Here is an 11,752-nt window from a genome sequence, read left to right as displayed (position 1 = left end):
GGAAAGTGAATATATTTCCGAGTTATTGGGAAGGCCGGTTGTGAAAGTTTTTAATATGTTACTGGGATACACGCTCAAGCATAACGGTAAAGCTGCCGGGGAAAAAGGCAGGATAGCTGTATCGGTAGCCGGCGATAACGATGAGCATAAGAAAATAGCGGCTGAACTGGTTGATCAAATGGGCTTCGATACTGTAGATGGCGGAAGTCTGGCCTTGTCGTGGAGGCAGGAACCTGGAACTCCAGCTTTTTGTACGGAACTAAATGCAGAAGAACTCGAACTGGCACTTCCCAAAGCTGAAAAAGGAAAAGGCCCTGCCAGAAGGGATTTTATTATAGACCAATTAATAAAAGCTGATCCACCGGCTTCTCATGAGGAAACAGTTGCCCTGATGCGCTCAGGATCGTCAGGAAATTTGATATAGCTACTCCAAATAAATTCAGGATTCACTTATTGAATTAAGGCAGATAAAGTGACAATGGCTTATCCTTAGGATTGAGAACACAGTAAGCACAAGTAACATTTAAACTAATATATATTAAAATGGAAATAGGAATAATCGGATCCGGTATGGTTGGAAGTACATTAGCCGGACATTTAACTGCCTTAGGGCATAAGGTGAAAATTGCGAATTCACGCGGACCGGAATCTTTGGGAGAGATCGCCGACAAAACTGGTGCAACAGCGGTGACGGTAGAACAGGCGGCAGGAGTGAAGGACATCATCATTGTCGCTGTACCTCCAACTGCATTGGAAAAGCTTCCGGTTGCTATCTTGGCCGCCACAAAGGCAATTATTGTAGATGCCGGTAATTATTATCCATCCCGTGATGGAGAGAATATTGATCTTGAAAGGGGATTGACGGATAGTGAATGGACTGCAAAAGTGTTGGGCCATGCTGTAATCAAAGCTTTCAACAATATTCTTTCGACAAGCTTGGCTTCAAAATCAAAACCCGAAGGAAGCCCTGAGCGTATCGCTATATCTGTTGCAGGTGATCAGGAAGAACATAAACAGACCGTTCAAGCGCTTATTAACGAAATTGGTTTTGACGCTATCGATGGTGGATTGCTTTCCAAATCCTGGAGACAGCAGCCCGGTACGCCCGCCTATTGTCAGGACCTGGACAAGGAAAGTTTAGCAGCCGCGCTGCAAGAAGCTGACGAAAGCAAGCGTGCTCAATATCTTGAAATGGCAGACGAAGCGATTCGTCCGTTTTTATAGAATTTTGGCATAGCTGATGTAAAACTATTCCTTTAATTATACATACCTGAATTGCATAAGACGGGTATGTATAATTATTTTTCCGGCGCTGAGCCAAACAGAAATATTCAAAAAAAGAAAAATAATTATCGACTAAAGTAATAAGTCAGTATCAAATAATTTTGGACACTGATAAGTATTATGCAGAAACGATAAGCAGACTTAAATCGATAACATTATTCCCTTTCCAAAAGATTCTAATAGTATGATAACCAGGTATACTTCTCCTTTATTAATTATTTCCAAAGTATCTAGAATAAATTTCAAAAATTCAACCTTACCTACACATATGAATAAAGGTATTATTATAATTCCCTCATTATTTTATACTCAGCAAGGTTTAAATCGTTTGGATATAGCCTTTAAAACATGGGTTTTTCAGGGTATTATTCTCATATTCTTATTCCTTTATTCAAATAAGAATTTTAGTTTTTTATAATGAGTTCTTGATAATTCAAATTGTTGAAAATGAGGGCTAAATGCAAGTTAAGTTGTCTTGGATGTAATAACTCTATATTTGGTTATTATTTCATGTTCGATTGAGGCTTAATTGTGGGAGGTCTTTTGCGAGCTTATAATTTGTGAAGGATGTAATTGAATCGATACCGCAACCACAATTCAATTGTCTATTTATTAAGCTTTTCTCTATGGACTCAATTCTAAATTTAGTTATGGAAAATCTAGATGACCTAGATTTCAGTCGCTTAACTGAGATAACGATTAAGGAAGTTAAGGATCTACCTATGTTCAAACATTATTCTGATGCGGAAGCTCAAGAGGTAATTCGAACATTAAAAAGGTTTTCAGAGATAATCGTTCAAGATCATTTTAAGAAAGAAAATCAAGAAAAGAAACCATAGCGATTTATCAGTTCGAACCATAAGTGCTTGTTAACCAGTGCTTAAAGTAATTTTCGCCGGTTGGGTTAACCCAAGCAGGATCGAACTAATAATTGCCTCATTTTCAGGTAATAAAGCATTTATCCATGTTTTTTTTCTTTTCTTGGGAAAACATCATAAAAAGAAAAAGCCTTGAATTTGAGCGCCTTTCAAAGAAAAGGTTCGAACTTCAAGGCTTTTTGCCGTTTAAGTAGAGTCAATCCGCGGAAGTTCGAACTTGTTTGAGCATTGTGAAGCAGTTGTTAATTTTGAAAAAACTTTAAAAAATAAGATTGAAGGGCAATACCGAAGAAAGAAAAGTTATGAAAAAACTCACAAGTAATTATGGGAAAAATTGTCAGCTAAGGGATTCAAGTAATTGTGATCCTACCTATCCATTTTGCGTCTCTTAGAGCTAAATCAATTCATGGAAGAACTAAGAAATCATTTCTGTGTACCATAAATTATCGAATATTCATGCACAAACCAGTTTATTTGACTCCTTTGCACCAATTTTTAATTACTTGTAAGTGCCTTGAAAATAGTGTGTTATAGTATCTTTGTTATTGGAGAGACAGGGTCAATCTACTGCGGTTTATCCAGTTCAAGTCCAATTACATGATTAAACAACCAACAACTGATGCACTCGCAGCGAGAGAGCGAAGACGCAGAAAATTCGCCATTGCGAGCATTACCAAAGACCATATGACGAGCCGGAAGATAACGCGCTGGATGTTTTACGCGTCAACCTCAGCACAACTGAAATCCAATTTAGTGATTGGGATTAGCTTCCGCTAGAGTCGCTTGGTGGTGGTGTTTGAGCAGTAGGTGCTGGGGTCGCAACTGGTGCAGGGGTCGTTTGTTAAGCGGTTGGTACCGATGGTCGGTAATCTGAAACTGGCGAAAAGGTTCTGCCTTTCTGGATTGTGTCTGTGTTTTTCGGGGCAGGTTGACCGCTTTTGTTTTCTAATTCACTCATATGATATGCATTTTTTGAACAATATAAAACTAAGAATAAAATCCCGAAAAACATTGAACTAAAGGTGCATATATTGAAAACCTGCATACGTGCATTGAACTTATCAATCTTGAGATTGACTTGCGCAGCTGTTATTGAGAGGTTATTAAGAAGCTTCTGTAATTTAGTCGCGAGATAGGCGCTATACCAATGGGAAAATAGGTTAATAGCCAAACTTGCTGCTAAGAATGACCAGCTTGTAACGACCATCCAAATATTCAATGCAGTGGCTAGCGGTGATATTTTTTCAATAAACGTCATGGATAGTACCAAGGTGCCGGCGGTTATGTAGATTATATTCTTCTCATAATCGTTTTGGCTGCTTTCCTTTACCTTTTCAATGACCTCTCTGGCCTTTTCGCGCTCAGCTATTGCCTGTGTTATTGCCTGTTGTTCGGTATGAGGTGTTGATATAATATCCGGCATTATCTAAGCTCTGATAAGTAGTAAATAGTTTCACTGTTAAAGTCATGGTTTTTACCGTTATCGTACCCATCATGCGCCATTGTGTTTTTGTAATAGTAAGTTTCAAAGTTCCTTAACTGATAAGTCTTAACATCATAGCCAAATAGAAGATTCAATTCTTGCCCCATCGCAAATGGATTTCCTCCATTGAATTGGGTAATCGCGGCCATTGCTTCACTATCCGAAATTGATTCAATAATTTTATTGTTTTCGTCCTTAAACGTGTACTTCATTGTTATCTGAGCCATATAATTTTTATTTATATAAAGATAAGAATTTTACTTGACAGGATTTGACGGGGGTAATAGTGTCGGTTTATAGAGGAGGCTGAAAAGTCAGGCTTTATCACCATGTTATCAATCCGTAATCAAACCGTAACAGAAATTGGAAGAAGTTAGTAGCCTCAGAGACAAAGACAGAGGAATGGCAGATAAGATATTCCGCACGACCACTCGATGACCATTCTGCAAAGCATGAGTGCCGACCTGATGACTTCCGATAGCATATCTCTCAAGTTGACATTCTTAATGAAATGCGGGGAAGAGGAGTTATGCGAGAAAGGTTCTCGACTGGCCTGCCGGTCTGGATGCTTTGATGGGCGGTGGATTGTTCTGCGGTAAAGTTTACGGATTTTCTGGAAAAGCCAAATCAGGAAAGACTTTGTTAGCACCAACCATTAGTTACAATCTCAGAAAGCAAGACTTAAGCACCTGTACGTAGCAATTGAGATGGGCGCTAATGAGATTGCTCAGCGAAAGTTTGCTCGTAAAGACGGGTTTAAATAGCCTTGAATTCATCGAGGGAAAAGAACATGGGAGGCTTAAAGCCTAATACTAATATTTGGGTATCTCGATGCACCGGGAATCATATTTAATAAGCTGAAATCTCGATTACTTGAAGCTGTAGCGCGGCATGATATAATGGGTGCAATAATAGATTATTGGCAAGTTGTACAGGGTCAAGATAGCCGCCAGACTAAGGAAAAGCAATTACGCGATGTCGTGCAAGGTTTAGCGGACTTCGCCAAGCGCCACAACATTTGGATTTTCTTATTAAGCCAGACTAATGAGGCGGAAAAAAACCTTCGCCGGCCAAGGCTTGATTAAAGCTCCAACTTTATATGATTAATGGAAGTGAACATACAAGATGGTTAGAGATGTCCGCTCCCCCGTTATACTGAGAAAATCGACTATGGTTCTGGGGCGACCCAGCCTTACGAATTAACAAACGAGTCGGGCCATATTTTGAAGAAATTTAACTGATAGGAATACGCCATGAAAACTCGCCGAGCGTGGAATAAGCAAGCTTACCAATTATTTATCTTCTTTAGAAGATTTTATGGATATGAGTATTCATTCATTGCTAATGTCGTAAACAGAGAGTTTCAAACGGATTACCATCCAAAGCGCATCGGCGATGGTTATATCAAGTTTCTTAATAGTAAAAAGCCCGTCGAAATTAACCTGATTTATGATTTCATTTTTTAGGAACGCATGGCATGGCTAAGAAACTTTTATATCTCCGATGGATAGTACAAACTGCACTATAAAGCGCTTCGCCATTATGGTGCAGTGTGCATGGCCTGCGTTATGGTTCCGTCTAGGGGTAAAATGCACGTTGACCATATAAAACCTCTCTCTAAATATCCCCCGCTAGACTTGAGATTGGACAATATCCATCCTTTGCCAGTATTGTAACCTAGGTAAATCAAATCTTTACAATGATGATTGGCGTAGCGGGGCAATAGAGGAAGATGACACTGAGAAACGCCCTCGAATACAAAACTTGCTTTGCAGTGCATCAGTGCACTTTGTTCATAAATGTTTAATAAATATTTAAAAAAGGTTTAAAAAAGAAATACAAAAGAAAATATAAAGAAAAATTCAAATCAATATTTATTTAAAATAAAAACTAAAATAATTGATATTTGCATATACATTAATCAAATAGGGTTTTATGGGTTACCGTAAAAGGTGTTACTTTTAAACATTAAAACATTTATTGTGGAAAACTTGCATTATTGCGTTAAAGAAAAATTTTTATATATTTGTATATGGCAATAGAGATAGTAAAGGCAACCTTTGGAAAAGCAAAACCAAAAGCAACGATTCACCTAACGGGGAAGCTTGGGTTTAATATGGAGGCTAATAATCTAATGGGATTAAAGGCCGAGGAGGAATTTCTTTTTGCAAAAGATACGGACGACAAGAACGTCTTTTATCTTATTTCAGGTAATGGACAAGAGGGGGCTGGTAAGGTTGCAAAAGCTGGAGACTATTATTACCTAAACTTAGGTGATGTATTTGATACTGTTGGGCTGGATTACGTGAAAGAGATTATAAGTTTTGATATTAAGAAAGATACACATGATGGAAATGTGATGTACATATTGGGTAAGCGAAAATCGACTATCCGCAGTAAGAAAGAAAATAAAGAGGAGGAAACGAATTAGATTAATCGGGACACTATTTCGAGTAGCGTCCCGAGGTTACAAAAGACAATTAGAGGTGGAACAACTAATTAATGCTGGCTAATTCACCAGCGCCGTTTTGTGTTACAAATATATATTTGTTTTTGTTCAAAAGCAAGTCCTAACACATTCCCGGTTTGTTTGCAGCGAATCCGATAGTCAGCTGCATTAACATTATAAATTCAAAAACCATGGGAGTATTCTCAATTTTTAAAAGCGCCATTAATGGCCAGTACTATTACCGCCTGTATTCAGGCAACAACAAAATCGTTTTGAATGGTGAGGGTTATCCTTACAAACAGTCCTGTAAGGATGGCGTTCAGTCTGTAAAAGTGAACTGCATTTATGACTTCCGTTATGAGAAGTCAGATAAGGTTGATAACTACAGATTTAATTTGAAAGCCGCTAATGGTGAGATTATTGGTAGAAGTGAGGGCTATACAACAGCCTATGCACGTAACCAAGGAATTGAGCTTATCAAAAGTTTAGCGCCAACAGCTACAATTCAAGATTTAGCGTAAACATTCTGAAGGCAACGAAAGGAGGTATTATGCATGGCAAAATCGTCGAGTTATAGGTCTGCGAAATCAGGAAAGTACGTTACCAAAACGTATGCTGACAAGCACAAAAGCACAACTGTAAAAGAATCTAACAAGGGTTCTAAGTAGTTATAGAAAGGCTCCTGCGGGGGCCTTTTTTGTTGCGTAATATTTTTGTTAGGTTATGATTGCGTAGAGGTAAATAATGTATAACTGGCAAAATTACTTAGAAGATAAGCACCGCATTAGATTTTTCATCAATGTTTACGTGGATAAAATGGACGGCTTTTACGAAAACTCAGACCTTGCCATAGACAACCAAGGGATGGACTGCGTTATATCTCTCCCGGTAGAACATGCATTTTATACCGACAGGCTGAGGAATAACTAATAAGCCTTTTCGATATTATATGTTTCTATGTAATCGTTAATACAATTGTAGACAACATTGCCATTGTAGTTGTCAATATGCGCCACTACAATTCTAACTGCCTTTGGTTCGTAACCCTCCCGCGCTAGTAGCATCATATTGTTTCCGTTTTCCAGCTCACTCAGAATGGTGGAAATCTTTTGCGCATCATCCGGCACTATTGCTAAGTCTGTTATCGGATACGCGCGCTGTGAATTATCCAACGGCTCGCCAATTAGAAATTGGTAATGGTTTACAAGTTCAGTGGCTTTATCGAGAGTGAAGTTCATTTCTTTAGATTAATACGGCTAAACTACAAATAAAATGAATTAATCGCTTGACAATTTTCATGGCTTTAGTAATCTAATTGAACATCTTTATTGATGTGTCGTGTTGATGGTAATTAAGAACTGAAAACTTGCAAGCGTACACGGCACTTCTGGACAGGTGCGTAACTACCGTTGGAAGCCGGTATATTATCATCATGGCCAGCGTTAATGCCTGTCCAGCCAATACGGGGTTATGTTTCCTACTTTGAATGCGCCAATTGTTTATGCCGAAACCTTAAACAAGTCGATTATTATTGAACTATTTTTTCGTTGGATTCTAATTATAGATATGGAAAATCTAGATAACCTAAATTTCAGTCGCTTAAATGATATTACTATCCAAGAAGTTAAGGCTTTACCTATGTTCAAACATTTTTCTGACAGTGAAGCTGAAGAGGTAATTCGAACACAAAAAAGATTTTCAGAGATAATTGTAAAGGATGATTTAAAGAGGGGGAATAGTGATATAGAACGCTAATGATTTGAGGTTCGAACTCTAAAGTGTTGTTAATCAATTAATAATTTGTTTTTCGCCGCTTCGGTTAACCGAAGCAGGATCGAACCTTTAATTGCTTCATTTTCAATGGATAAGGTGTTTATAATTCGTTTCCTGATTTTTATTATGAAATATCATAAAATGAAAAAAGCCTTGAAATTGAGCTCTTTTCAAAGAAAAGGTTCGAACTTCAAGGCTTTTTGCCGTTTAAGTAGAGTCAATCCGCGGAAGTTCGAACTTTTATGAGCATTGCGAAGCGATAGTTGATTTTGAGAATTTGTTAAACAATAAGGTGGAAAGGCAGTATCGTAAAAAGAAATTACTATAAGTTTTACCAAGGAATTTATCATTTTGAAATCTATTCCAATAGCCTCTTCAATGAATTGTTTCGCCCATTTTTGTATTATCAAGAAACGACCGTTTTTTGATAGAAATTGAGATGAGTATTTGATAAACAGTTATAGAACTATTGTGTCTTTTCTAGCAGGCCAGCGATGAAGTAAAGTCTACAGTTGTTTCCTTTCAACCATCAAGAAAAAGGAAGAATACAAGTTATCCTATGAGAGATTTTTGGCTATATTGTAATCACCTACATTTATTGAAATGAAAAACGACAAAACATCACAAAACTACACGTTAAACAGACGTAATTTTGTTACTGGAATTATCCCGGTGATAGCTGGCGCAACAATACCATCCTGGGCTTCGGCGAAGGAGATTCAACAAACCAGAGAAGACAATGACTTTCCAGGACTTATTACGCGAGAGAAAAAGCCATTAAATATGGAGTTTCCATTTCCTACGTTAAAAAACAGGATTACTCCAAATAACCAGTTCTTCATCAGGAGTCATTTTAATATTCCCAATATTGATGCTACAAATTGGGAATTAGAGATTGGCGGCAACACCAATCATGTCATAAAGATCAATCTGAGCGAACTTAAAAAGCTTCCTGCAAAAAAGGTAATGGCTACTATAGAATGTGCCGGAAACGGACGTGCTAACCTCGCCCCAAAAGTGAAGGGTTTAGGATGGGAACAAGGTGGGATCAGCAATGCTGAATGGACAGGAGTACCTTTATCCGTATTGTTAAAGAAGGCTGGCATAAAGGTGGGTACGGTAGACATTATTTTGGAAGGGAATGATGAGGGGATGATTACAGAAGAGCCGAAATCACCAGGAAAAATCAAATTCGCCCGAAGCATTCCGTTAAATATAGCAATGCAGGATCACATCATCATCGCCTATGAAATGAATGGAAAACCATTGAGTGCTGAACATGGTTTCCCGGCAAGGGCAATTATTCCAGGATGGTATGGTATGGCATCTGTGAAATGGCTGATGAAAATTACTGCATCTGAAAAGCCGTTTGATGGCTATTGGCAGACGATTGAATATGCTTACTGGAAGCGTGTTGAAGGACTACCTACCTTGACGCCCGTAACCACTACATTGGTTAAGTCTGAAATATCAAGGCCGGTATTGTTTGAAGCGGTGCCGGCTGGAAAACCTTATCAAGTAAGGGGTGCAGGATGGTCAGGTGATAGTAACCTATCGAAAGTAGAAATAAGCACGGATAAAGGAAATTCATGGCAACCAGCAAAATTAATTGGTCCTGCTATCCCTTTCGCCTGGCAGCTATTTGAATTTGAATGGGTGGTTCCTGCTAAGACTGGAAGATATAGTTTAATGGCTAGAGCGACAGATCAAAATGGCAAAACGCAACCCATGGAGCATGATTTAGACAGAAGAACTTACATGGTTAATTTTATCTCGCCAATTGATGTAGATGTAATATAGCTCAATAAGAACAAATTTCAGGATCTTGCGGTTATCGCATAAGGCTTGTTTGGCATAAACAGTTTATCACAATTAATATTCTACATCAAACCATGATCAGATTCACGTCTATACTTCTACTATTTGCTAGTTTCTCTGCACGAGCACAACATGAACACATGCAAATGGCAACTAAAAAAAATGTCTTCCTTGGGCAAATGGCTCATATGATGATGAAGATGGATGAAATATCAGCTACCACATCTGCAGACAGAGATTTCATACAAATGATGATCCCACATCACCAGGGTGCTATTGATATGGCAGAAGAAGAGATTAAGACCGGAAAAAATAAAGAAATGATTCAGCTAGCTAAAAGTATCAAAGCTGAGCAACAAACCCAGATTCAGCAAATGCGACTCCTGCTCAGCCATCCTGAAGGATTTATCGCTACAGGCAACCAACATCAAAACGCCAACCAGAAGATGATGAAAGTGATGATGGAACAAATGCCTGAAGAAAAACAATTGTCTGATACTGATCTGTCCTTTGCAAGGATAATGCTTCCTCACCATCAGGCTGCCATCGACATGGCTAAAGTTGAGTTGCGGTATGGAAAAAATAAAAATGTAAAAAGACTGGCCGAGAATATTATCTCAGATGAACAGATAGAAATCCAACAAATGAAGACATTTACAAACTCCCATTAACATATGAAAAAGATATCCTTGTTTACGCTATTAATATTCAGTTTTGCCCTACAATCAAAAGCACAATCAATCTATGCCCAAGACAGGGTTTATACAGGCAATCAGATATCTAATACGGTTTCTGTCTTAGATCCCTCAACACAAACGCTATTAGGAAATATTGTTCTTGGTAAACCCCAACCTGATATCTTAAGTCCTCTATATAAGGGACAGGCCCTGGTTCATGGCCTGGGTTATTCCCCTAAAAGGCAATTACTAGCAGCGGTTTCCATTGGATCAAATTCAGTAACCTTTATTTCAACAGCAAAAAATAAAGTTTTAAAAACTGTTTATATCGGACGTTCACCGCATGAGGCAACCTTTAACCCTTCAGGATCACAGGCATGGATATCGGTAAGAGGAGAATCGTATATCAGCGTAATTGATGCAAATAAACTGATTGAAATCAAGCAAATTCCAGTAGCCGACGGCCCGGGAATGGTTGCTTTTACTCCAGATGGAAAATGGGCTTATATTTGTTCCAGCTTTACTGCAGAAGTGGATGTAGTGAATGCAACTTCTTATGCTATTGTAAAGCGTATTCCAGTAGTTAGTCCATTTTCTCCAAATATATTCTGTAGTCCTGATGGGAAATGGATTGCATTGACACATAAGGATGTAGGGAAGATCACTGTCATCAGCACGGAGACAAATACGATACATACAGTACTAAATACAGGTCCAATTACCAACCATGTCACTTTTACTTTAGTTAATGATTCACCTGTGATGCTGGCAACCATTGGCGGAGAAAACAGCTTAAAAGTATTTAGTGTTTCACAAGATTTCAAGCTTACTGATAGCGTTGCGACAGGATCATTGCCACATGGCGTCTGGACTTCGGCAGATGGTAAATTTGCATATGTCGGATTAGAAAATGATGACCAGGTACAAGTGGTTGATCTGGTAAAAATGGCCGTTGTAAAAACCATTGCTATTGGACAATGTCCGCAAGCATTGTTGTACGCCGCTAATGCCAGCCCTGCAAATGCCTCAAAAGAAAATTTAACCCCGCTTAATCTTGCAGACAAAAGTCAGGTGATTAAATTGATGAATAAGGATAATTCAATGTCATCAGGCATGCTAAACGTAAGAAGCGTAGGCTTGACTGATCTTGTCCAACAGGACTTTAAAAAACTCGAGCCAAATACTTCGTATACTTTAGCGTTAACCAACTCCTCAAATGATACGTTTAACGCAGATTATGTCATCAATTCTTTTAAGACCGATGAAAAAGGAGCTTTTAGCGGTCAATCCTCGGGGATAATTAAGAGTGTAGGAACAGGTGGCGCCGATTATAAACATGTGGTTCTTATTGATGATCTTTCAAAAAAGCTGGTGATGATCAGTAACTAAT

Annotated in this window: 15 protein-coding genes; 12 read left to right on the top strand and 3 right to left on the bottom strand. The window is 38.4% G+C overall.

The features are described from left to right. The 3 genes from ASF92_RS16095 to ASF92_RS16085 all read left to right on the top strand — a co-directional run. Window positions 1–424: NADPH-dependent F420 reductase (locus ASF92_RS16095; protein WP_369817106.1), on the top strand; the 424-nt coding region annotated here is incomplete at its 5' end. A gap of 119 nt (window positions 425–543) precedes the next feature. After that, complete coding sequence (locus ASF92_RS16090; RefSeq protein ID WP_055909765.1) at window positions 544–1,224, top strand: NADPH-dependent F420 reductase; 681 nt, start codon at window positions 544–546, stop codon at window positions 1,222–1,224. A 710-nt stretch (window positions 1,225–1,934) separates the two neighbouring features. Then, window positions 1,935–2,123, top strand: coding sequence for a hypothetical protein (locus ASF92_RS16085; protein WP_157255421.1), 189 nt, complete (start codon window positions 1,935–1,937; stop codon window positions 2,121–2,123). Window positions 2,124–3,003: 880 nt separating this feature from the next. On the opposite strand, the gene ASF92_RS16080 is transcribed toward ASF92_RS16085, so the two are convergent. Then, complete coding sequence (locus tag ASF92_RS16080; RefSeq protein WP_056095432.1) at window positions 3,004–3,585, bottom strand: hypothetical protein; 582 nt, start codon at window positions 3,583–3,585, stop codon at window positions 3,004–3,006. Next, the gene (locus ASF92_RS16075; RefSeq protein WP_056095429.1) at window positions 3,585–3,872 is read right to left on the bottom strand and encodes a hypothetical protein; all 288 of its coding nucleotides are present in this window, start codon (window positions 3,870–3,872) and stop codon (window positions 3,585–3,587) included. Before ASF92_RS16075 ends, ASF92_RS16080 begins: the two co-directional genes overlap by 1 nt. A 582-nt stretch (window positions 3,873–4,454) precedes the next feature. Here ASF92_RS16075 and ASF92_RS21615 point away from each other — a divergent pair. The 5 genes from ASF92_RS21615 (at window position 4,455) to ASF92_RS16050 (ending at window position 7,024) form a co-directional block, all read left to right on the top strand. Then, the gene (locus ASF92_RS21615; protein WP_157263932.1) at window positions 4,455–4,730 is read left to right on the top strand and encodes a DnaB-like helicase C-terminal domain-containing protein; all 276 of its coding nucleotides are present in this window, start codon (window positions 4,455–4,457) and stop codon (window positions 4,728–4,730) included. A gap of 168 nt (window positions 4,731–4,898) precedes the next feature. Next, window positions 4,899–5,111: a hypothetical protein gene (locus ASF92_RS21455; RefSeq protein ID WP_056095423.1), complete on the top strand. Its 213-nt coding sequence runs from the start codon at window positions 4,899–4,901 to the stop codon at window positions 5,109–5,111. A 566-nt stretch (window positions 5,112–5,677) separates the two neighbouring features. Continuing rightward, window positions 5,678–6,076 carry a hypothetical protein gene (locus ASF92_RS16060; RefSeq protein WP_056095420.1) on the top strand — a complete coding sequence of 133 codons (399 nt, stop codon included), beginning with the start codon at window positions 5,678–5,680 and terminating at the stop codon, window positions 6,074–6,076. A gap of 209 nt (window positions 6,077–6,285) precedes the next feature. Next, window positions 6,286–6,615 carry a YegP family protein gene (locus ASF92_RS16055; protein WP_056095487.1) on the top strand — a complete coding sequence of 110 codons (330 nt, stop codon included), beginning with the start codon at window positions 6,286–6,288 and terminating at the stop codon, window positions 6,613–6,615. Between the two features lie 223 nt (window positions 6,616–6,838). Next, the gene (locus ASF92_RS16050) at window positions 6,839–7,024 is read left to right on the top strand and encodes a hypothetical protein (RefSeq protein WP_056095417.1); all 186 of its coding nucleotides are present in this window, start codon (window positions 6,839–6,841) and stop codon (window positions 7,022–7,024) included. Here ASF92_RS16050 and ASF92_RS16045 read toward each other — a convergent pair. Next, the gene (locus ASF92_RS16045) at window positions 7,021–7,332 is read right to left on the bottom strand and encodes a hypothetical protein (protein WP_056095414.1); all 312 of its coding nucleotides are present in this window, start codon (window positions 7,330–7,332) and stop codon (window positions 7,021–7,023) included. The genes ASF92_RS16050 and ASF92_RS16045 overlap by 4 nt on opposite strands. 328 nt (window positions 7,333–7,660) lie before the next feature. On the opposite strand from ASF92_RS16045, the gene ASF92_RS16040 reads away from it, so the two are divergent. From ASF92_RS16040 to ASF92_RS16020, 4 genes are all read left to right on the top strand, one after another. Next, window positions 7,661–7,849 carry a hypothetical protein gene (locus ASF92_RS16040; RefSeq protein WP_157263930.1) on the top strand — a complete coding sequence of 63 codons (189 nt, stop codon included), beginning with the start codon at window positions 7,661–7,663 and terminating at the stop codon, window positions 7,847–7,849. A gap of 621 nt (window positions 7,850–8,470) precedes the next feature. Then, window positions 8,471–9,667, top strand: a complete 1,197-nt coding sequence (locus ASF92_RS16030) for a sulfite oxidase (protein WP_008245487.1) — start codon at window positions 8,471–8,473, stop codon at window positions 9,665–9,667. A 92-nt stretch (window positions 9,668–9,759) separates the two neighbouring features. Next, window positions 9,760–10,356, top strand: coding sequence for a DUF305 domain-containing protein (locus tag ASF92_RS16025; RefSeq protein ID WP_082489588.1), 597 nt, complete (start codon window positions 9,760–9,762; stop codon window positions 10,354–10,356). Window positions 10,357–10,359: 3 nt separating this feature from the next. After that, window positions 10,360–11,751, top strand: coding sequence for a beta-propeller fold lactonase family protein (locus ASF92_RS16020; protein WP_056095402.1), 1,392 nt, complete (start codon window positions 10,360–10,362; stop codon window positions 11,749–11,751). The last annotated feature ends 1 nt before the right edge of the window (window position 11,752 follow it).

The organism is Pedobacter sp. Leaf176 (assembly GCF_001424305.1).
Classification (GTDB): domain Bacteria; phylum Bacteroidota; class Bacteroidia; order Sphingobacteriales; family Sphingobacteriaceae; genus Pedobacter.
Note: the sequence above shows the minus strand (reverse complement) of the source record. Positions and strands in the feature narration are given on the sequence as shown.

What these genes read in the sequence shown, in the direction of transcription:
- ASF92_RS21455 (WP_056095423.1), top strand. Translation starts at nt 4,899, where the DNA reads ATGAAAACTCGCCGAGCGTGGAATAAGCAAGCTTACCAATTATTTATC.
- ASF92_RS16085 (WP_157255421.1), top strand. Translation starts at nt 1,935, where the DNA reads ATGGAAAATCTAGATGACCTAGATTTCAGTCGCTTAACTGAGATAACG.
- ASF92_RS16090 (WP_055909765.1), top strand. Translation starts at nt 544, where the DNA reads ATGGAAATAGGAATAATCGGATCCGGTATGGTTGGAAGTACATTAGCC.
- ASF92_RS16025 (WP_082489588.1), top strand. Translation starts at nt 9,760, where the DNA reads ATGATCAGATTCACGTCTATACTTCTACTATTTGCTAGTTTCTCTGCA.
- ASF92_RS16075 (WP_056095429.1), bottom strand. Translation starts at nt 3,872, where the DNA reads ATGGCTCAGATAACAATGAAGTACACGTTTAAGGACGAAAACAATAAA.
- ASF92_RS16030 (WP_008245487.1), top strand. Translation starts at nt 8,471, where the DNA reads ATGAAAAACGACAAAACATCACAAAACTACACGTTAAACAGACGTAAT.
- ASF92_RS16020 (WP_056095402.1), top strand. Translation starts at nt 10,360, where the DNA reads ATGAAAAAGATATCCTTGTTTACGCTATTAATATTCAGTTTTGCCCTA.
- ASF92_RS16060 (WP_056095420.1), top strand. Translation starts at nt 5,678, where the DNA reads ATGGCAATAGAGATAGTAAAGGCAACCTTTGGAAAAGCAAAACCAAAA.
- ASF92_RS16080 (WP_056095432.1), bottom strand. Translation starts at nt 3,585, where the DNA reads ATGCCGGATATTATATCAACACCTCATACCGAACAACAGGCAATAACA.
- ASF92_RS16045 (WP_056095414.1), bottom strand. Translation starts at nt 7,332, where the DNA reads ATGAACTTCACTCTCGATAAAGCCACTGAACTTGTAAACCATTACCAA.
- ASF92_RS16055 (WP_056095487.1), top strand. Translation starts at nt 6,286, where the DNA reads ATGGGAGTATTCTCAATTTTTAAAAGCGCCATTAATGGCCAGTACTAT.
- ASF92_RS16050 (WP_056095417.1), top strand. Translation starts at nt 6,839, where the DNA reads ATGTATAACTGGCAAAATTACTTAGAAGATAAGCACCGCATTAGATTT.
- ASF92_RS16040 (WP_157263930.1), top strand. Translation starts at nt 7,661, where the DNA reads ATGGAAAATCTAGATAACCTAAATTTCAGTCGCTTAAATGATATTACT.